Consider the following 20,012-nt stretch of genomic DNA (forward strand, 5'->3'; position numbering starts at 1 on the left):
TCGGAGCAGGTGCCTGAGTCGGGCCCGGTGCTCCTCGTCGGCAACCACGCGAGCCGCGAGGGTGTCGAACTGGGGGCCACTGGCACAGCCCGCCAGCATCCCGAGTGCCAGTGCGGCAGTGGCGAGTCGGAGCCACCGTGAAGCGTTGAACGAGAACATCGAATCCCCTTGAGCGTGGAGCGTTGAAGCGCGCGGCGGTACCAGTGGGACAGGAGAACGGAGCGTAAATTCCCCGCCCCGGGCAGGGCGCGGGAGCTCTCCGGGATCACCCCCCGGCGAGTTTGACCTTGTAGCCCAGCGATTCCAGCTCGCGCTTGAGCACATCGCGATGGTCGCCCTGGATCTCGATCACGCCATCCTTGACCGCGCCGCCCGTTCCACAGCGTTTCTTGAGCGACTTGGCCAGCGTCTTCAGCGCTTCGGCATCCAGCGGCACGCCTTGAATCGTCGTCACCCCCTTGCCCTTGCGGCCACTGGTCTCGCGCCGGATGCGAACGATGCCGTCGAGCGCGGCGATCCGTTCGGCTTCCTCGCGCGCCCGGCACTCGCACTCGGCGACAGGGCGACGGCAGTCGGGGCAGGTCTCGCCATGTTCGGTCGAATAGACCAGGCCGCGCAGTTGATCCTGTAACGAAGGCATGGGAACTCCGATAAGACGTGAAGGGCACATGATAACGCGGCCATCCGGCCGCTAACGAGCGATCCACAACGATCGCGGCCCGAGCCAGGGGCTCGGGCCGCGATCATCGCCGTCAGCGGTGGATCCTCGGTCGGTGGCTGCCGCCGAACGCGCTCGGTCGAGCTGCTAGAGGTTGCCGACGGCGAGGGCCGGGATCAGCTTGTCGATCACCGCCGGCAGTTCGCGCATGTGGCGAATCCCGATGGCGCCGGAGGGCGTGGGCTCGAGCTCGGGGAAGCGATTGAGATGGACGACCCGCATTCCCGCGGCCAGCGCGGCGCGGACGCCCACCTGGGCGTCGTCGATCACGATGCAGTCGGACGGTGCGAAGCCCATGTCGCGGCCGGCGTGCAGGAACAGGCCCGGCGCCGGCTTCCAACTGCCCACGGTGTAGGCGCTGTAGATGCGATCGCCGAAGAAGCCCCGCAATCCCGTGCTGTCCAGCGCTCGCCGAATCTTGGTCTCGGGCCCGTTGGAGGCAACGCAGCGCGGCAGGGAACCGAGCGCGTCGAGCGCTTCCGGCACGCCAGCGATGGGCTCGAGCTCGTCGACCATGCGCTCGTGCATCTCCTGGCGCATGGCCGTCTCGATCCGCTGGCGAACGGGATCCTCGAGGCGTCCGTGCAGTCGTTCCAGATGGGACACGATGCTGGCGAACCGTGCGCCACGAAAGTCCGTCATGTAATCGCCGGCCTGGAAGGGCAGGCCCGCCTGATTCAGATACTTTGCCATGACTTCGGCGAGGAGGGGTTCGCTATCGACCAGAGTACCGTCGCAATCGAAAAGCAAGCAGAGGGGATCGGGCATGGTGGGTCGCCTCGAGGGCGCTGTCAGTGGATGTTACGCCGGCCGTTGATGACGTCGGGCCGTTGCGGTTGACTCCAGTTCTCTGATTATCGGCCCCGTGATCGAAGACTGTAGGATTACGGAACACTGTTTTTAATCTATCTTGCAACTTTAGTCGCCCCGGCTGGAAATCACAAGCCGGGGCGGATGACTCCCCAGAAATTGCACACTTTTTGATCGGCCGGTATCAGCCGGCGTCCGGGCCGAAAGTCTGGGGCAGGTAGAGGATCAGGCCGGGGAAGGCGATCAGCAGGCCGATCACCAGCAGCATGACCAACAGATAGATCATCGTCGTGCCCAGCGCCGCGAGCAGGGGGATGCCGCCGATCTTGGCCGAGATCATCAGGCACAGGCCGTAAGGCGGGGTGATCAGGCCAAGGCCGAGCGCCATGACGCTGATCACGCCAAACTGCAGCGGATCGACGCCCGCCTGCGCCGCCAGCGGTTGGAAGATCGGTGCCAGAATCGCCATCGCCGGCAGCGAATCCATGAAGGTGCCGACCAGCAGCATGACGATGGTGGCGATGATCAGCAGCGTGGTCGGGTCGCTGATCTCGACGCCAGCCATCAGCTGCGGTGGAATGCGATAGAAGCTGATCAGGTAGCCGAAGATGGCGGCACCCACCAGGCTGAATAGCGACAGCGAGCAGAGTCGAACGGTGTCGGTCGAGGCGTCCAGCACGCTTCTGAAGGTCAGCTCGCGGTAAACGATGAAACCCAGCAGCAGGGCATAGAGCACCGCCATTACCGCCGCCTCGGTCGGCGTGACGATACCGAGGGTAATGCCACCGATGATCAACACCGGTATGCCGGCGGCGAGCAGGCCGTCCTTGCCCGAGCTGGCCAACTGCCTGAGCGTGGCCCGGTTGCGCGTCGGCACGTCGTAGCGGCGCACATAGCCGAGGTTGAGCAGCAGTTGTGCCACCGCGATCAGGACCCCGGGGATGATTCCACCCAAGAACAGCCCGGCGATCGAGGTGCTGGTCAGCGCACCCCAGACGATCATGTTGATCGACGGCGGAATGATGATGCCCATCACCGAGGAGGCCGCGGTGACAGCGACGCTGAAATGGGCCGGGTAGCCCTCTCTCTTCATTGCCGGGATCAGCACCGTACCGATGCCGGCGCTATCCGCCGTCGATGAGCCCGAAACCCCGGCGAACAGCATGCTCACCAGCACGTTGACGTGGGCCAGTGCACCTTTGACATGGCCGACCAGATTGAGACACAGCGTGATCAGGCGGTCGGTGATCCTGGCCGCGTTCATCAGGTTGCCGGCGAGCAGGAACAGCGGGACCGCCAGTAGCACGAACGAATCCATGCCGTAGTACATGCGCTGGAACATGACCCAGGGTATGAGACGTGGGTCGAGCACGATGATCGAGAACGACGTCAGCACCAGCGACATGGCGATTGGGACGCCGAGTATGATGAATACGCCGAGCAGCGCGAACAGAAGCCACGGCAGCAGGGGTAACCAGTCAGTGGGCATCATGATCTGTTCTCCGGCGAGTCGAGTATCTGCGTCGGTGGCGCGTCCCTCAGCTCATCGATTTCGGAAGGCGTGTCGAGCTCGCGCTCCATGGCGTCGACGCCGTGGGCCATCGTCACCAGCAGGCGCTGCAGGCTGAACAGCACGATCAGTAGGCCGCTGACGAAGAAGGTCGAGTAGGTCACCACCATCGGCAGCTGCGAGGCGCTGGCGATGCGATCGAAACCGGAGCGCAGGAAGTCGAAGCCGAACACGACGAAGATCACGCCCACCAGCAGGCAGGCAACGTCGCGAATCACTCGCGTGATCCGGTCCGGCCGGGAACCGCGCGGGAATGCCTCCAGCACGAAGTGGTCGGCATGCAGCACGCCGATGGCGGTGCCCAGCATGATCATCCACTGGAAGGCCAAACGGCTCATCTCCTCGGTCCAGTAGAGCCGCGGCATGAAGCCCAGGTTGCGGCTCGCGATCTGATAGACGATCAGTACGATGAAACTGGCCAGTAACAGCAGCAACACGCCATTGAGGAAGCGCTCCAGCTGGCGGTTGACGCGGCCCAGGGCCATTGCGAATGGCATGAGGTGCTCCTCAATCCGTGTCGATGATGAGTTCGTGGAGATCGCCTAGCCCCATGTCGTCGATGACCCGCCCCAGCGGTTCGGCGACGAGCTGCTGCATCCGCTCACGGTCCATGGGGTAGAAAGTGGCGCCTTCCTCTTTCAGCTTGTCCCGGGACTCTTTGTCGAGCCGGATCTGCAGGTTGCGCGCGTACTGCTCGCTCTCGTCGGCAGCCGCTTGCACCGCCTGCCGCTGTGCCGGCGTCAGCGAGTCCCAGGTGTCGTCGGAGAGCGTCAGCAGGCGTACGGTGATGTCGTGCTCGGAGAGCCCGATATAGGGCGCGACCTCGTGGAAACGCATGCGGTAGATCCACTCCGCCTCGTTGAGCAGGCCGTCGATGGCGCCGAGCTGCAGGCCGGTGTAGATCTCCTTGTAGGCCATCACCGTCGGCTGGGTACCCAGCGCCGCCCAGGCGGTGATCACCGGGCGGGTCGGATTGGTGCGCAGCTTCATGCCCCGGAGCGCGTCGAGATTCTCGAGCGGTCGCGTGCTGACGATCTGACGCGTGCTCCCGCCGTAGTAGGCGAGCACCTTGACCCCGGTTTCCTTCTCGATACGCCGGGCGATTTCCCGGCCCGGCTCGCCATCCAGCACGTGACGCCAGTGGTCGAGATCGCGATACAGAAAGGGAATCGAGAAGATGCTGGCGGTATGCGAGAACTCCGAGATCAGTCCCGGGTTGACGATCGAGAGGTCCAGCGCACCGGCGGTCTGCTGCTCGAACATCTCGGTTTCGTGACCCAGCACCGAGTTGCTGTAGATGTTGACCGTCAGGCCGCCGTCGGTCTTCTCCTCCAGCAGCTGCTTGAAGCGCTCTGCACTGAGGTGATAGGCCGTGTCCTCGGTGGCGCCATGGCCGAAGATCAGCTCTCGGGCCTGGGCGTGAGGAACGATGGCGACGAGGGCCAGTGTCATCAGCAGGGCGGTGGCGAACCCGCGATGGGCCGAGGGGCGATGGCTCATGTCGACTCCTGCGCGACAGCGGATGAGATTCGGGAACTGGCGCGAATCACCAGGGGCGCCTCGAGCACGATGCGCTGTCGCTCGCCTTCGGGCTGCGCTATCCGCTTCAGGGCCAGTTCGGCGGCGTTGCGACCGATGGCACGAGGATGCGTCGCGATGCTGCTCAGGGCGGGCTCGGCGAGAGCGGCTTCCTCGATGTCGTCGACGCCGATCACCGCGCAATCCCGTCCCGCGCGAAGCCCGAGATGCGACAGCGCCAGCAGGGCGCCGAGCGCGACCAGATCGTTGTGGCAGATCAGTGCGGTAGGCGCGGTGTTACCGCGCAACAGCGCCAGGGTTCGTTCGCGCCCCGCGCAACGGGTCAATGGCCCGCGATCGACGTGCGACAGATCGTCGAGACCGGCTTCGTGCATGGCGTGTCGATAGCCCGCGAGGCGCTCCCGGTCGGCGGAGTGATCGGCGATACCCGCGAGCAGCGTGATGCGGCGATGCCCCTGGATGACGAGATGACGAACGGCATTGATGACGCCGGTGCGGAGATCGGCGCCGACATAGTCGCCGAGCGGCGACTTGCCGACGTGTCGCATGACCTCGATACAAGGCATGCCCCAGTCGGCAATCGCTTCGATCGACGCCGCCGGTGTCTCTTCCGCCGGGCACAGCAGTAGTGCATCGACCCGATGCTCACGCATGCGGGCGAGAAACCGAGCCTGACGATCCAGGCTGTCGCCGCTGCTGGCCAGGAAGGGGATGTAGTCGGCGGCCTGCAGCGTCTCGTCGATCCCCGCCATCAAGGCCCCGAAGAACGGATTGGCGATATCGTGGACAACCACCCCGACGGTGGCGGTGCGCGAGCTTCTCAAGGTCGCGGCGCCGCGATTGTAGACGTAACCCAGCGCGGCGGCGGCTTCCTGCACCCGCTTTCGGGTCGCCCCCGCCACCAATTCACTCTCTTGCATCACCAGCGAGACGGTCGAACGAGACACGCCCGCATGGGCGGCGATGTCCTTGAGCGTCACGCGGGTTCGGGCAGTGGATCCCATCGTATCCTCGTGTTTGGATCGATCCAAAAGTGTCGAAAAGGCTAGTGCGCCACGACGATGTCGCCTATCCCCCTTTGGTGGTATATCCCATCACCGGCAGTCGGGAGCCTCGACGCAGAGGCCCCGGCCGGATGAGCGCGGCACTGTCAAAGACACGAGCGTGATATCAGTCGAGACGGCCTGTCCAGGCTTCCTCGTTGAACGGGCTGAGCGGACGCTTGCCCTCCAGCGCCAGCATGATGTTGTCCACCGCACGCTGCGCCATTGCCGTGCGCGTTTCATGGGTGGCGGAGCCGATATGCGGCAGTGCGACGACGTTGGGCATCCTGGGCAGCGGGGAGTCCGCCGGCAGCGGCTCCTGTTCGAACACGTCGAGACCGGCACCGCGAATGCGGCCGCTTTCGAGGGCTTCGATCAGCGCCGCCTCGTCCACCACCTGGCCGCGGGAGATGTTGATGAAGATGGCGCTCTCCTTCATCAGCCCGAATTCGCGGGCACCGATGAGCTGGCGGGTCTCCGGGGTCAGCGGGACGATGGCGCAGACGAAATCGGACTGCTGCAGCAACTCGTCCAGTTCGCAGTGGCGGGCGCCCAGTTCCGCGTCGAGCGCCGGCTTGGGCGAGGCGTTGGCGTAGAGGATCTTCATGCCGAAGCCGAGTGCGCCCCGGCGAGCCACGGCCTGGCCGATACGGCCGAAACCGACCATGCCCAGCGTCTTGCCGTGGACGTCGCTGCCGAACTGCTCGGGCCCGATGCTCGCCTTCCAGTCGCCGCGCCTGACGTACTCGGCCAGCTCCACCACCCGACGCGCACTCGCCATGATCAGCGAGAAGCCGGTATCGGCGGTGGTCTCGGTGAGCACGTCCGGGGTGTTGCAGAGCAGAATGCCGCGTCGGGTCAGTTCCTCGACCGGGTAGTTGTCCACACCCACCGAGATGCTGGCGATCGCTTCGAGGCTGGGGGCGGCGTCGAGCAGCTCTGGCGTCAGGGTGACCCCGGCACCGATCAGGCCGTGGGCCTCGCCCAGTGCTTCGCGAAACGCCGGGTCGTCGGGGGACTCGAGCTTGCCGAAGTAGTCGACGTGGAAGCGTTCGCGAAGCTGGTCGAGTTGCTGGTCGTTGAGGCGGCGGTACGCCAGGATGCGCTTGCGCATGGAAGACTCTCCGGCTGGAAGATGCATGATGCCGCGGGCGATGACGTCGACGCCCGCGAGACGAGGGACGCACGAGCTTACCGACAAACCCGGCCCCTTGAGGCGATGCTCCGACGAAAGTCTAGACCAGTGAGCGCGCGAGTGGCCGGGAATGTCACCGTGTACCTGGTCCGACGAACGCCTGGGCGAGTGAAACTCGGACCGATGGCTGCCGCCCTGGGGTGGCGCCGTTGGCGGAACCTTGTAATGTGGACGGTCTATTCGTGATGAGGCGAGGCGTGACGATGCAAGCGGACGTTGTGGTGCTGGGTGCCGGCATGATCGGCGTGTCGACGGCGTTGCAGTTGCAGCGGCGGAGCAGGCAGGTGGCGCTGATCGATCGGCGGGCGCCGGGGGAGGAGACTTCCTATGGCAACGCCGGGCTGATTCAGCGCGAGGCCGTCGAGCCCTATCCGTTCCCCCACGACAGCCGCATGATCTTCAAGGTCATGCGCAAGGGCGGCATCGACGTCAACTATCATCCGCTGGCGCTGCCCAAGCTGGCCTCGCCACTGGCGCAGTACTGGTGGTGGTCGTCACCGTCGCGCTACGCCAGGGTCGCGCGGGAATACAGCCGGCTGATCGAGCACTGCCTGAGCGAGCACGACAGCCTGATCCGAGAGGCGGGCGCCGAGGCGCTGGTGCGCCAGACCGGCTGGCGCACGGCGTTTCGGACACCGGGCGCCATGGCGCAGGGCATCGCGCACGCCGAGCGGCTGCAGCGCGAGTATGGCGTCGAGCACGCGATCGTCGAGGGTTCGGAACTCAGCCGACAGGAACCGGGCATCAAGCGCGAACTGGCCGGTGCGGTGCACTGGACCCAGCCCTGGTCGGTGCGCGATCCCGGCGCACTGGTCGCGAGCTACGCCGAGCTGTTCCGACAGCGGGGCGGCCATTTCGCCAACGGCGACGCGACGACGCTGGTACGACACGGCAGCGGCTGGCGCGTGACCACCCAGGAAGGGGTGATCGATGCCGAACAGGCGGTCATCGCTCTCGGCCCCTGGGCGGATACGCTGACCCGGCGCCTGGGGTATCGCCTGCCGCTGTTCGTCAAGCGCGGCTACCATCGCCACTATGCGATGCAGAAACCGCTCGGCATGGCGATGCTGGATGCGGAAAACGGCATCATGCTGGCGCCGATGAACCGCGGGCTGCGGATCACCACGGGCGCCGAATTCGCGCGTCTCGATGCCCGCGCCACGCCGATGCAGTCCGGCAAGGCCGAAGTCGCGGCGCGCCAGATTCTCGATCTCGGCGAGGCGGTCGAAACCTCGTCGTGGCTGGGTGCGCGACCCTGCACCAGCGACATGAAACCGATCATCGGCCCGGCGCCGAAACACCCTGGGCTGTGGCTGCACTTCGGGCACGCGCATCAGGGCTTCACGCTGGGGCCGGCATCCGGACGGCTGCTGGCGGAAATGATCTGCGGCGAGACACCCTATATCGACCCCGCGCCCTACGCCCCGACTCGGTTCTGAGCGCAAGCCGCCAGAGATGACGCCGGGATCAAGCGTGAGCCTGCCCGGGCCGTTTGATCAACTGGCGAAATTTCGGCAGCTGCCGGGCGATGGGCGGGAGGCGCAGAATCATCAGCAGGGCGCCGACGGCGGCGTAGAGGCTCCACTGCTCCAGGTCGGCACGGACCACCCAGAGGAAGTGCAGCAGCCCCAGGCCGAGCACCAGATAGACGATCTTGTGCAGCGTCTTCCAGCGCTTGCCCAGCTTGCGCATGGACCACTTGTTGGAGGTCACGCCCATCACGATCAGCCCGGTGAGTGCCAGCATGCCGACGATGATGTAGGGGCGACGAACGATCTCGCTGCCGAGCCGGGACAGATCCAGCCCGAGAATGAAGACGGCGTAGCAGAACAGATGCAGCAACGCATAGGCCAGCGTCCACAGGCCGAGCTGGCGTCGGATCAGGGTAAATCCTTTCCAGCGCGTCAGCTTGGTCAGCGGAGTCAGGGAGAGCGTCAGCAGCAGCATCCACAGAATACCCTGGCCGATATTGAGCAACAGATACTTGCCCGGCTCCGGGCCAGCCGCGTTGATGGCGACCTGGGAGCTCCACCAGGCCAGCGGCACCAGCGCGGCGATGAACACCGCGATGCGCCACAGCGTCAGCGTATAGCGCGGCATCGCCATCAGAAGTTCTTCCTCAGGTCCATGCCCTGATAGAGGCTCGCGACCTCGTCGGCGTAGCCGTTGAACATCCGCGTATCGATGATGTTGGGATTGAACAGGCTGTTGGGCAGCCGGCGCTCGGTGGCCTGGCTCCAGCGCGGATGGTCGACCTTCGGATTGACGTTGGCATAGAAGCCGTACTCGTCCGGGGCGATCGCCTGCCAGGAGTTGACCGGCTGCTCCTCGACCAGCGAGATGCGCACGATCGACTTGATGCTCTTGAAGCCGTACTTCCACGGCACGATCAGCCGGAACGGCGCGCCGTTCTGGTTGGGCAGCTCGCGGCCGTACATGCCGAGCCCGAGAATCGCCAGCGGGTGCATCGCCTCGTCCATGCGCAGGCCTTCGGTGTAGGGCCAGTCGATCAGCGCGAACGACGAGTCCTGCCCCGGCATCTGATCCGGTGCGACCAGGGTCTCGAACTTGACGTACTTGGCCTTCGAGGTCGGCTCGGCACGCTTGATGACGTCACCCAGCGGAATCCCCAGCCACGGAATCACCATCGACCACGCCTCGACGCAGCGCAGCCGGTAGATGCGCTCCTGCAGTCGAGAGGGCTTGGCGATATCCTCGAGGGCGAAGCGCCCGCCGTTGGCGACCTCGCCGTCGATCACCACGCTCCACGGCTGGGTCTTGAGGGAGTCGGCGTTGCGCGCCGGGTCGCCCTTGCCGGTGCCGAATTCGTAGAAATTGTTGTAGTGGGTGGCGTCTTCGAACGGCGTCAGCTTGTCCAGCTCCCGATCGGCGGGTACCACGCTATCCCACTCGGCGTTTTCCAGCTTGGGCTTGAACCAGCCCGGCGGATTGCCGGCCGGTACGTCCTGATAGTCGGACGCGGCGGCCTGGGCGCGGCCGGCCAGCGCCAGCCCCGCTCCGACGCCCGCCAGGCCGCCCATGAAGCGACGGCGCGAGAGATAGACCGATTCTGGGGTGACGTCCGATTCGCGCAGGTCGCCGGGTTTGGCAATCTTGATCAACATGATGAGTCTCCAACCGCCAACAGTGGCATGTCGTGGATACGCGGGCAGCGCGCGGCTGGATGCGTATTGCGCCATTCGGCGCGCGCCGGGGCTTGCTGTCCAGGCCGCTTGCGCAGATTCTCGTGGGGCAAGCTTCGTATGACGCTCAGTCTAGGTGATCTATTCCCTCGCCCCAGCCAAAAAATCCGGGCTGCGCTCAGATCACCCCCAGCCAGCGCCACCAGACGAAATCGAGCGGCCACAGCAGCACGATGGTGATCAGCGCCAGCGGCAGCGTGATCCGCATGGCCTGGCGGATGGTCACGCCGGAGGTGAGCAGGCCGATGATCAGCGGCGGTGACTGATAGGGAAACACCACGGTCGAGAAGCCGATGACCTGGGACATCACCACCGCGGAGGGGGACCAGCCGGTGACATCGGCCAGCTGCGGCGCCAGCGGCGTCATCACCGCGGGGATGCCGGGCAGCGTGACCAGCATGCCCAGCACCGTACCGATCACGGCGAGCCAGGCGAAGTTGCCAGCGGTCGACTCGGGTGACAACGGCAGCACCTCGAGCAGCCGGCCGGCGATCGCCTCGCCCAGCCCGCTCTGGTGTGCCAGGGCGCCCAGGCTGACGATACCCGCCACATAGATGAACGGTTCCAGATTCATCTGCTGCAGGGGCCTGGCCGGCAGCAGTCCGCTGCCGGGAAACAGGCAGGCCAGCGCCACCAGCATGCCGATCCAGGCCGGCGAGATGCCGTGCCAGGCATCGGTCATCCACATCAGCACGGCGAAGGCCAGCAGTGCGCCCATCATGGTGCCCCCGCGGCCCAGCGGCTGAGCCGCCTCGGCCGTGAACGGCGACGGTGACTCCGCGCGGAACTGCCATAGAATCAGCGCCATGATCAGCGCCCACTTGAGCAGCCCCAGAACGGGAAAGTGCAGCAGCAGGTATTCGCCGTAACTGGGCGAGAAGCCGAGCACCGCTTCACTGGCCCCCATCAGCACGTTGTTGGGCACATTGGCCGGCAGGATCGTGAAGGTGGGCAGAAAGCTCGACATGATGCCGCTGAGCAGAATGCCGCTGCGGCCCGGGTTGCCCGGGGCGTAGCCGAAGCGGTCGGCCAGGGTCAGCAGGATCGGCACCAGCAGCACGATCCGGCCCATCGCCGACGGCATGAAGAACGAGGCGATCAATCCCAGCAGCCCGATGCCCACGACCGCCTGTGGATAACCCGATGCGAGGTGAGGGCCGATCCTGGCGGCGACGCGCTCGCCCAGGCCGGTGTTATTGATCGCGGCGCCGATCACCATGCCCGAGAATACCAGCCAGGTCGCCGCCGACTCGAAGCCGGCGAACGCCGTCGAGGCCGGAGCGACTTTCGCCACGGTGCACAGCGTGAAGAAGATCAGCGCGGTCAGCCACTGTGGCAACCAGCCCGTGGCCCACAGGCCGATACAGAGCACCACGACGATACCGGCCTGCAGCACCGAGCCGTCGGCGCTACCCAGCAGGAGCAAGCCCAGCGCACCCAGCAGGGCCAACAGTGACAACCCCTGGCGCCAGGGAAGAGCGGTAACCGAAGACGACATCGTGGCGGTTCCAGAAACGAGCGAGGCGGCAGTATATCAGCGCCTCGCGGATGTGGCGGATCGACTACGCTAAGCGCGGTGCCGTGTTGCAACGATCGGGAGGGGATATGACGACGGAAGCGATGGCGACGCTCTGCCTGAGTGGCGAACTGACCAACAAGCTCGAGGCGATCGCGCGGGCCGGATTCGAAGGCGTGGAGATCTTCGTCGACGACCTGCAGTCCAGCGGGCTGTCGCCGCGAGCCGTGGGCGATCGCTGTCGGGAGCTTGGCCTGACGGTCGTGGCGCTACAGCCGTTTCGCGATGTCGAGGCGCTGCCGCCCGAGCTACAGCGGAAAATGCTCGACGAGGCCAGGCGCCACCTCGATACGCTGGCGGATCTCGGCGGCGACTTCCTGCTCGCCTGCAGCAGCACCCGGGAAGAGGCCGCGAACGATCATGGTCGAGCAGCCGAGACCCTGCGCGAGCTGGCCGAGCTGGCCGCCGAAAGAGAGCTGCGGGTGGGATTCGAGGCGCTGGCCTGGGGGCGCCACGTATTCGATTATCGCGACGCTTGGGAGATCGTTCGACAGGCCGATCATCCGGCGCTCTCCATCGTGCTCGACAGCTATCACATCCTGGCCCGGGAGCTGGAGCTGGAAACCCTCGCCACGATTCCCGGCGACCGGATCGGCCTGGTGCAGCTCGCCGACTCGCCGTGGCCGCGGGGGCAGGATCTGCAAGCGCTGAGCCGCCACCGGCGGGCGTTTCCCGGTGACGGCGAGCTGCCCATCGAGCGTTTCATGACGGCGCTGGAACGAACCGGCTATCAGGGGCCGCTGTCGCTGGAGATCTTCAGCGATTCGCTCGGGGTCATGCCGACGGGCATGGCCGCGCTGCAGGGGAAGCACGCCCTGGAATCGCTGTTGGCATCGAGAACCTAGCGGGGCCGGCGCGACCTACATCAACCACAGATGGCTCAGCCAGATCCCCAGCGCCAGCGTCACTGCGGAGAGCATCGTCGCCATCACCAGCGCAGCGGTGCCGAGTTCGGCGAAACCGTAACGCTGCCCGAGCAGGGGATACATGCTCAGCATCGGCGCGCAGGAGAAGATGATGGCGGCGGTGGCGAACACCGGCGTCAGCCCGGGGATCAGCAGAATCATCAGCAGCACGCTCAGTGGATGCAGCAGCAGCTTGGCCAGGGCGATCTGCGAGACGTCTCCGACCATGCCTCTCACTCGCAAGCCGCACAGCGTCCCGCCGATCACGAACAGTGCCACCGGCGACGACGATGCCGCCAGCATCTGCAGCACCCGGGCGATCGGTTCCGGCGGGTGCAGGTTCAGCGCCGCCAGTATCGTGCCGGCCGCGATGGCGATGATCAGGGGATGACGCAGGATACGCACGGCCACCGGTTTGAGCGTTGCCCAGAAGCCGTTGTCGGGCTGGCGGGCGAACTCCGCCAGCACCAGTGCGGTGGGAATCACCAGCAGATTCTCGATCAGCATGTTGAGCGCCATGGCGATGCTCGCCGTGGGGCCGATCACCAGCACCGCCACCGGATAGCCGATGAACCCGCTGTTGGAAGCCGAGGTGCCCAGCGCATACATCGCCCGGCGCTCCAGCGGCTGATCGCTGCGCCAGGTGACCCACGCAAACATGGCCGCGAAGGCCAGTCCCGAGCCGAGGCCGTAGGTCAGCAGATAGGGAACGTTGAAGACATCGCCCAGCGGGCGCTCCAGCAGCGCCTGGATCACCAGTGCCGGCAACGCGATATTGATGACGTAGCGGCCCATGCCCTGGATATGGGCCTTGTCGACGATACGCTTGAGCACGGCCAGGTAGCCGATACCCAGCAGAATGAAGATGGGAATGATGGCGCCGAGGATGGTGTTCACGAAGCTCTGATCGCTGCCAATTAGACTTATGGCTAATAGCATGGGCCCCGGGGGCGCCAGCGGCAAGTGAATTCACTTGAGCGGCGCCCGTGCCACCAGGGGTCAATTGACCTGTGTCGCGATCTGCGCCGCCTTGTCGCGCAGCATCGGCAGGAATTCGTCGGTCAGGGTGGCGATGCTGATACGGGCGGCATTGGTGCTGACGTTGATCGCGCCGATCAGCTCGCCATGGGCATCGAAGGCGGGAATGGCCAGTGAGCGCAGTCCCGAGTCCAGTTCCTGATCGAGCACGCAGTAACCCTGTTCACGTACCGCCTTCAGCGAGTCGCGCAGCGCCGACTTGTCGGTGAGGCTGTGTTCGGTGTGCCGCGTCAACGTCACCCGGGCCAGAAACGCATCCTGCTCCTCCGGCGTCAGCTGGCTCAGCAGCACACGTCCCATCGAGGTGTAGGCCGCCGGCAGGCGCGTGCCGATCGACAGCGAGATCGACATCAGCCTGTGCGGCGCCGCCGAGCGTGCCACGTAGGTCACCTCATCTCCATCCAGCACGCCCATCGACGACGACTCCCCGGTCGCTTCGGTGATCGCCTCGAGATGCTGCTGGATCACCGTGCGGTAGCCGTTGGAGGAGAGAAAGGCATACCCCAGCTGGAGGGCCTTGGGCGCCAGTTCGAAGGAGCGGTGCTGCTTGCGCACGTACCCCAGGGCATGGAGCGTGAGCAGGAAGCGACGCGCACGAGCTCGGTTCATCCCCGTCTTGGCTGCCACCTCGCTGAGGGTCATGCGTGGCGACTGTTGATCGAAAGCGAGAATGACTTCGAGCCCACTGGCGAGTGCGGTGACGAAGTCTCGGTCGTCGGGAGTAAGCATTTCATCCTTGCTGGGCATGCCTGGAAGTTCCTTGCTGTCTGCCGGATCGATGGCTGTGAGCTTACGGTGTCAGAGAAAAGTTCGAAAGCCGAACATCTGTTCCAGAGAATTTTCCGGGTGCGAGGGCCAGGAATGGCGGGATTCGCAGGAAGAGACCGCGTCGGGGCAACGCCTGACGGCAAGGGCGAGTTGATGTTAGACGAAGGTCATGGCCAGGCGTGAAGTACCACCGTTGCCGCATGCTTTCGAGGTGCCACCGGATTTTGGTGAGGCGCTGACAGGCGCCAACTTGACACTGGCAGGTTTCGAAAATTCATAATGCGAACTTGTTGACGCTATTCGAACACCATCGACGGCTGCTTGCCGGAGCCGAGTGTCGCTCCAGATTCGGGGGCGCTTAGCTTCCTGTACAACGGCGAGCGCCACACCGGTCGGCGATGCTCGCCACCATCCATTCTCAGTGCTTGGCGGGCATACGACCCGCACAGACGGGGCCTTCCATGTTCGATCACTTCTTTCGCCACCCCTTCATGAGCCGCGCAGGGATTGACGCCCTGGATGCGGAATCCGTCGTCGCAGCCCTGTGCCAGGTCGAAACGGCACTGGCTCGGGCAGAGGAGGCCGAAGGCTTGCTGCCAGCCGGTACCGCCGCGGCGCTGAAACAGGCGTTTCGCCCTGAAGCCTTCGATCTCGCTGCGCTGGCGGACGATGTCGGCAAGGGGGGCAATGTTGCCATTCCTTTCGTCAAGCAGGGGCGGTCGATGCTGCCGGAGGCGCTCAAGCCGGCCTTTCACCGGGGGGCGACCAGCCAGGACATCGTCGATACCGCGCTGATGCTGCTGCTGAAACCCCGGTTGCAGTCGTGCCTGTCGCATCTGGCGCGTCTTCGCCGGGCCCTGGGCGAGCTGATGCGGCGTTACCGGGATACGCCGATGATCGGACGGACCTTGATGCAGCAGGCATTGCCCATCACCTTCGGCGTCAAGGTGGCGCAATGGACCTGGGGAGTGTGCCAGGCGGAGCAGAGATTGCAGGCGGTGGTCGACACCAGGCTCTACGTGCAGTTCGGCGGTGCCGTGGGCGTCCATTCCGGGCTGGACCCGAGTGGCATCGCGATCATGGAGGCTCTGGCACGGACGCTGGGGCTGGAGAGCCCCCTGCTGCCCTGGCATACCGACCGCCAGCCGATCCTCGAACTGATGGGGGCCGTCGATGCCGTTGCCGTGGCGCTGGAGAAAGCGGCACTGGATATTGCGCTGCTGTGCCAGAGCGAGATAGGTGAACTCAGCGAACCCGCGGCCCCCGGCGTGGGCGGATCGTCTTCGATGCCGCACAAGCGCAATCCGGTCGCCTGCGCGCGGATCCGTGCCGCCGCGCGCCAGATTCACGGTCAGCATGGGGTCATCGTCAACGCCGGAGCGCAACCGCTGGAGCGGGGACTGGGCGAGTGGCACGCCGAATGGGCGCCACTACTGGATGCCGTGCTCAGTCTGGAGGGGGCGCTGGAATCGATGGTGCCGCTGCTCGAGGGCCTGGAAGTCCACGAGGCGTCGATGAAGCGCAATCTGCGCTTGAGCGGCGGGGCGATCATGGCCGAACCGGCGACGCGCCTGTTATGCGACATCATGAGTAGCGACGACGCGCTGGAACTGGCGCAGCGTGCGGGAGAAGAGGCCCGCCGTGAATGTCGTGACTACGCCGAGGTGCTGCTCGAATTCAGTGCCGTCGCCGAGGGCCTTGATCCTGACGAGGTGCGGTCGGCGCTCGCGATCGAACTATACATTGGTAGTAGCCTGCACCAGGTCGACCGCTGCCTTTCCTATTTGCAATCTTTTTAAATGATTGATTTTAAATCATAAAAACAGAGACGCCATAAAGCGGCTCTGCGTGAGCCGTTGTGCTCGGCGTTTGACCACGAAGTGACGACAGGATAGCGTGTTCGTATCACAAACTAGAGTTCGTTTAGCGAACATTGTGTGTGAGACAAACCTGGTGGGACCAACCTGAGAGTCGAGCACGATGGCCGAATTCCTGTCACTCCACGACGCCGTGGCGCGTCATGTCGAGGATGGGGCAACCCTTGCCATGGAAGGGTTCACCCATCTCATTCCGTTTGCCGCCGGGCACGAGATCATCCGCCAGGGGCGGCGTGAGCTGACCCTGATCCGGATGACCCCGGATCTGATCTTCGACCAGATGATCGGCGCCGGCTGCGCCCGCCGCCTGATCTTTTCCTGGGGTGGCAACCCCGGCGTGGGCTCGCTGCACCGCCTGCGCGATGCGGTGGAACACGGCTATCCGCAGCCGCTGGAGATCTTCGAGCACAGCCACGCCGCCATGGCCTGCGCCTTCGAGGCCGGTGCCGCCGGTCTGCCGCTGGCGGTGCTGCGTGGCTACGTGGGCAGCGATCTGCCCAAGGTCAATTCGCAGATCAAGTTCATCGAGTGCCCGTTCACCGGCGAGCGCCTGGCTGCGGTGCCGGCGGTGCGCCCGGATGTGGGTATCGTCCACGCGCAGAAGGCGGATCGCGCCGGCAACGTGCTGGTGGAGGGGATCATCGGCGTGCAGAAGGAGGTGGTGCTGGCGGCGCGCCACAGCATCGTCACCGTCGAGGCGGTGGTCGACGATCTCGAGGCGGGGCCCAACGCCTGCGTCATCCCCGGCTGGGCCATCGATGCCATCGCCGTGGCCGAGCAGGGCGCCTACCCCTCCTACGCCCACGGCTACTACCCGCGGGACAACGCCTTCTACAAGGCCTGGGATGCGATCGCCCGCGACCGCGAGAGCTTCGCCGCCTGGCTCGAGGAACATGTCTATCACGCCGGAGGAGCCGCCTGATGAGCCTCGACTACACCGCTGCGGAAATGATGACCGTCACCGCCGCCCGGGCGCTGGAAAACGGCACCACCTGCTTCGTCGGGATCGGCCTGCCCAGTGAGGCGGCCAACCTGGCGCGGTTGACCCATGCCCCGGACGTAGTGCTGATCTACGAATCCGGCACCCTGCAGACCAAACCCAATGTGCTGCCGCTGTCGATCGGCGATGGCGAGCTGTGCGAGACCGCGCTGACCACCGTCTCGGTGCCGGAGATGTTCCGCTACTGGCTGCAGGGCGGGCACGTCGACGTCGGTTTCCTGGGCACAGCCCAGATCGACCGCTACTGCAACCTCAACACCACCCTTATCGGTGACTACCGCGAGCCCAAGGTGCGGCTACCGGGCGGCGGTGGCGCGCCGGAGATCGCCACCAATGCCGGCGAGGTGTTCATCACCGTCAAGCACTCCAAGCGCACCTTCGTCGAGGCGGTGGACTTCGTCACCACGGTCGGCTTCGGCCGCGACGGAACCGCCCGCGACGGCGTACCTCACATCGGCCGCGGCCCGACCCGGGTGATCACCGACCTGTGCGTGATGAAGCCCGATCCCGAGACCAAGGAGCTGGTGGTGGTCTCGCTGCACCCTGGCGTGACCGCCGAGCAGGTTCAGGAGGCCACCGGCTGGGAGATCCGCTTCGCCGAGCGGCTCGAGACCACTCCCGAGCCGGGTGAGCAGGAGCTCGAGGTACTGCGCGAGCTCAAGGCGCGCACCGCACGCCACCACGCCGGCAACGAGATGGGAGAGAACGCATGAACGACGTCTATCTGTGCCGGCCGCTGCGCTCCGCGGTGGGCCGCTTCGGTGGCGCCCTGGCGAGCGTGCGCCCCGACGATCTGGCGGCGCGGCTGTTCGAGGCGGTGCTGGCGCAGCATCCGCAGCTCGACCCGGCGGCGATCGACGACGTGATCATGGGCTGCGCCAACCAGGCCGGCGAAGACAACCGCAGCGTGGCGCGCATGGCGGCGCTGCTGGCGGGGCTGCCCACCAGCGTGCCGGGTTCCACCATCAACCGCCTGTGCGGCTCGAGCATGGACGCCATCGGCACCGCGGCGCGGGCGATCCGTGCCGGCGAGGCCGAGCTGATCCTCACCGGCGGCGTCGAGTCGATGTCGCGGGCCCCCTACGTGATCGGCAAGGCCGGCTCCCCCTATGCGCGCAACCAGCAGATGGAGGACACCACCATCGGCTGGCGCTTCGTCAATCCGTTGATGGAGAAGCGCTACGGGGTCGACTCGATGCCCGAGACCGCCGAGAACGTGGCCGAGCAGTTCGCCATCTCGCGCAAGGATCAGGACCGCTACGCCTACCGTTCGCAGCAACTGACCCAGGCGGCACAGGAGGCCGGGCGGCTGGTGGAGGGGATCGTGCCGATCGAGATTCCGCGGCGCAAGCAGGCGCCGCTGATCTTCGACCGCGACGAGCATCCGCGCCCGGAGACCACGCTGGAGGCGCTGGCCAAGTTGCCGACGCCGTTCCGCGAGGGTGGCACCGTCACTGCCGGCAACGCCTCCGGGGTCAACGATGGCGCGGCTGCGATGCTGGTGGCGAGCGAGGCGGCGCTAACACGCTTCGGGCTCGAACCCATCGCGCGCATTCATGGCATGGCCACCGCCGGGGTCGAGCCGCGCATCATGGGTATCGGCCCGGTGCCGGCGACCCGCAAGCTGCTCGACCGGCTGGGCATGAGCCTCGACCAGATGGACGTGATCGAACTCAACGAAGCCTTCGCCGCCCAGGTGCTGGCGTGCGCCCGCGAACTCGGCGTGGCCGACGACGACCCGCGGCTCAACCCCAACGGCGGCGCCATCGCACTGGGCCATCCGCTGGGCATGTCGGGGGCGCGCATCATCAGCTCGGCGGCCTACGAACTGGCGCGCAGCCACAAGCGCTTCGCTCTGTGCACCATGTGCATCGGCGTGGGCCAGGGCATCGCCACGGTGATCGAGCGGGTGTGACGCTCGTCAGCAGCAACCCGTAACGACAAATCGCTAGAGGGAACCTCGATGCAAGCGGTGACGCAGTTTTCCGTGCGTGTGGTGCAGCGCTATCTGCCCAGCGCCTTCGTGCTGGCGGTGATTCTCACCGCCATCGTCTTCGTCCTCGGCATCGTGCTCGGTGAGCGTACGCCGCTGGACATGGCGCAGTACTGGGGCGAGGGCTTCTCCTCGCTGTTCAAGTTCGGCATGCAGATGGTGCTGGTGCTGCTGACCGGCTATGTGCTGGCGCTGACGCCGGTGATGCAGCGGCTGCTCGGCGCGCTGACCCGGCAGGCCTCGACGCCGCGCCAGGCGCTGGCGATCACCATCGTGGTCAGCTTCGTCTGCTACTACCTCAACTGGGGCTTCGGCATGGTCGCCGGGGCGATCCTGGCCCGCGAGATGGGGCGCCGGGTGGCGGTGCACTTCCCGCTGATCGTGGCCGCCGCCTACGGTGGCGAGCTGGTGCGCGGGCCCTCGACCTCGATCCCGCTGGTGATCGCCACGCCGGGTCACTTCATGGAGGATGCGATCGGCATCGTGCCGGTCTCCGAGACCCTCTACGCCAGCTGGAACATCGCCCTGACCCTGGCGCTGCTGGCCCTGCTGGTGGCCTTCTTCATGCTGCAGAAACAACCCGAGCAGATCGTGCGCCTGGAGGCGGCGGACCCCGCCGAGGAGGCGCCGGCCCAGCGCGGCGACGGCAGTTTCTCCGACTGGCTCGAACACAGCCGGCTGCCGACGCTGTTCCTGGGCCTGCTCGCCGCCGCCTATCTGCTCGGCGAGGTGGCCAAGGGTGACTTCAGCATCAATCTCAACACGGTCATCTTGATC

At 65.8% G+C, this 20,012-nt stretch carries 19 protein-coding genes; 7 read left to right on the forward strand and 12 right to left on the reverse strand.

The features are described 5' to 3' along the window. Nucleotides 1-265 precede the first annotated feature (265 nt). The 7 genes from Q0602_RS06400 to Q0602_RS06430 form a co-directional block, all read right to left on the reverse strand. A complete protein-coding gene (locus Q0602_RS06400) occupies nt 266-640 on the reverse strand; it encodes a translation initiation factor Sui1 (RefSeq protein WP_298840477.1) in 375 nt (124 codons plus the stop codon). Nucleotides 641-805: 165 nt separating this feature from the next. Continuing rightward, nucleotides 806-1,486 (reverse strand): HAD family phosphatase, encoded by a 681-nt coding sequence (locus Q0602_RS06405; RefSeq protein ID WP_298840480.1) that lies wholly within the window; start codon nt 1,484-1,486, stop codon nt 806-808. A 226-nt stretch (nt 1,487-1,712) separates the two neighbouring features. Further along, complete coding sequence (locus Q0602_RS06410) at nt 1,713-3,020, reverse strand: TRAP transporter large permease (RefSeq protein WP_298840483.1); 1,308 nt, start codon at nt 3,018-3,020, stop codon at nt 1,713-1,715. After that, nucleotides 3,017-3,595, reverse strand: a complete 579-nt coding sequence (locus Q0602_RS06415; protein WP_298840486.1) for a TRAP transporter small permease — start codon at nt 3,593-3,595, stop codon at nt 3,017-3,019. Before Q0602_RS06415 ends, Q0602_RS06410 begins: the two co-directional genes overlap by 4 nt. Before the next feature lie 10 nt (nt 3,596-3,605). After that, nucleotides 3,606-4,598, reverse strand: coding sequence for a TRAP transporter substrate-binding protein (locus tag Q0602_RS06420; protein WP_298840489.1), 993 nt, complete (start codon nt 4,596-4,598; stop codon nt 3,606-3,608). Then, on the reverse strand, nt 4,595-5,641 hold the full coding sequence (locus Q0602_RS06425) for a LacI family DNA-binding transcriptional regulator (RefSeq protein WP_295038423.1): 1,047 nt from the start codon (nt 5,639-5,641) through the stop codon (nt 4,595-4,597). The genes Q0602_RS06420 and Q0602_RS06425 overlap by 4 nt, the downstream gene beginning before the upstream one ends. 166 nt (nt 5,642-5,807) lie before the next feature. Continuing rightward, a complete protein-coding gene (locus Q0602_RS06430; protein WP_295038421.1) occupies nt 5,808-6,794 on the reverse strand; it encodes a D-glycerate dehydrogenase in 987 nt (328 codons plus the stop codon). Between the two features lie 284 nt (nt 6,795-7,078). Between Q0602_RS06430 and Q0602_RS06435 the strand changes: the two genes are divergently transcribed. After that, on the forward strand, nt 7,079-8,314 hold the full coding sequence (locus tag Q0602_RS06435) for an FAD-binding oxidoreductase (protein WP_298840493.1): 1,236 nt from the start codon (nt 7,079-7,081) through the stop codon (nt 8,312-8,314). Between the two features lie 28 nt (nt 8,315-8,342). On the opposite strand, the gene msrQ is transcribed toward Q0602_RS06435, so the two are convergent. From msrQ to Q0602_RS06450, 3 genes are all read right to left on the reverse strand, one after another. After that, nucleotides 8,343-8,981 carry a protein-methionine-sulfoxide reductase heme-binding subunit MsrQ gene (gene msrQ, locus Q0602_RS06440; RefSeq protein ID WP_298840495.1) on the reverse strand — a complete coding sequence of 213 codons (639 nt, stop codon included), beginning with the start codon at nt 8,979-8,981 and terminating at the stop codon, nt 8,343-8,345. Continuing rightward, nucleotides 8,981-10,000 (reverse strand): protein-methionine-sulfoxide reductase catalytic subunit MsrP, encoded by a 1,020-nt coding sequence (gene msrP / locus Q0602_RS06445; RefSeq protein ID WP_298840498.1) that lies wholly within the window; start codon nt 9,998-10,000, stop codon nt 8,981-8,983. Before msrP ends, msrQ begins: the two co-directional genes overlap by 1 nt. A 196-nt stretch (nt 10,001-10,196) precedes the next feature. Then, nucleotides 10,197-11,576, reverse strand: a complete 1,380-nt coding sequence (locus tag Q0602_RS06450; RefSeq protein ID WP_298840501.1) for an SLC13 family permease — start codon at nt 11,574-11,576, stop codon at nt 10,197-10,199. Between the two features lie 107 nt (nt 11,577-11,683). Between Q0602_RS06450 and Q0602_RS06455 the strand changes: the two genes are divergently transcribed. Next, nucleotides 11,684-12,499, forward strand: a complete 816-nt coding sequence (locus Q0602_RS06455) for a sugar phosphate isomerase/epimerase (protein ID WP_298840504.1) — start codon at nt 11,684-11,686, stop codon at nt 12,497-12,499. Between the two features lie 15 nt (nt 12,500-12,514). Here the strand turns inward: Q0602_RS06455 and Q0602_RS06460 are convergent, their stop codons facing one another. Continuing rightward, entirely contained in the window at nt 12,515-13,456 is a 942-nt protein-coding gene (locus Q0602_RS06460) for an AEC family transporter (RefSeq protein ID WP_295038997.1), read from the reverse strand. Between the two features lie 102 nt (nt 13,457-13,558). Beyond that, nucleotides 13,559-14,344, reverse strand: coding sequence for an IclR family transcriptional regulator C-terminal domain-containing protein (locus Q0602_RS06465; RefSeq protein WP_298840508.1), 786 nt, complete (start codon nt 14,342-14,344; stop codon nt 13,559-13,561). A 482-nt stretch (nt 14,345-14,826) separates the two neighbouring features. Here Q0602_RS06465 and Q0602_RS06470 point away from each other — a divergent pair, with 482 nt between their 5' ends. The 5 genes from Q0602_RS06470 to Q0602_RS06490 form a co-directional block, all read left to right on the forward strand. Continuing rightward, nucleotides 14,827-16,164: an adenylosuccinate lyase family protein gene (locus Q0602_RS06470; RefSeq protein ID WP_298840511.1), complete on the forward strand. Its 1,338-nt coding sequence runs from the start codon at nt 14,827-14,829 to the stop codon at nt 16,162-16,164. A gap of 181 nt (nt 16,165-16,345) precedes the next feature. Continuing rightward, on the forward strand, nt 16,346-17,164 hold the full coding sequence (locus Q0602_RS06475) for a CoA transferase subunit A (RefSeq protein ID WP_298840514.1): 819 nt from the start codon (nt 16,346-16,348) through the stop codon (nt 17,162-17,164). Continuing rightward, nucleotides 17,164-17,955, forward strand: a complete 792-nt coding sequence (locus Q0602_RS06480) for a CoA-transferase subunit beta (protein ID WP_298840516.1) — start codon at nt 17,164-17,166, stop codon at nt 17,953-17,955. The genes Q0602_RS06475 and Q0602_RS06480 overlap by 1 nt, the downstream gene beginning before the upstream one ends. Beyond that, nucleotides 17,952-19,157 (forward strand): 3-oxoadipyl-CoA thiolase, encoded by a 1,206-nt coding sequence (pcaF, locus tag Q0602_RS06485; RefSeq protein WP_295038988.1) that lies wholly within the window; start codon nt 17,952-17,954, stop codon nt 19,155-19,157. The genes Q0602_RS06480 and pcaF overlap by 4 nt, the downstream gene beginning before the upstream one ends. Before the next feature lie 48 nt (nt 19,158-19,205). Next, nucleotides 19,206-20,012, forward strand: an 807-nt coding sequence (locus Q0602_RS06490; protein ID WP_298840519.1) for a TIGR00366 family protein, incomplete at its 3' end; no start/stop codon positions are given.

The organism is uncultured Salinicola sp. (assembly GCF_937921195.1).
GTDB lineage: Bacteria > Pseudomonadota > Gammaproteobacteria > Pseudomonadales > Halomonadaceae > Salinicola.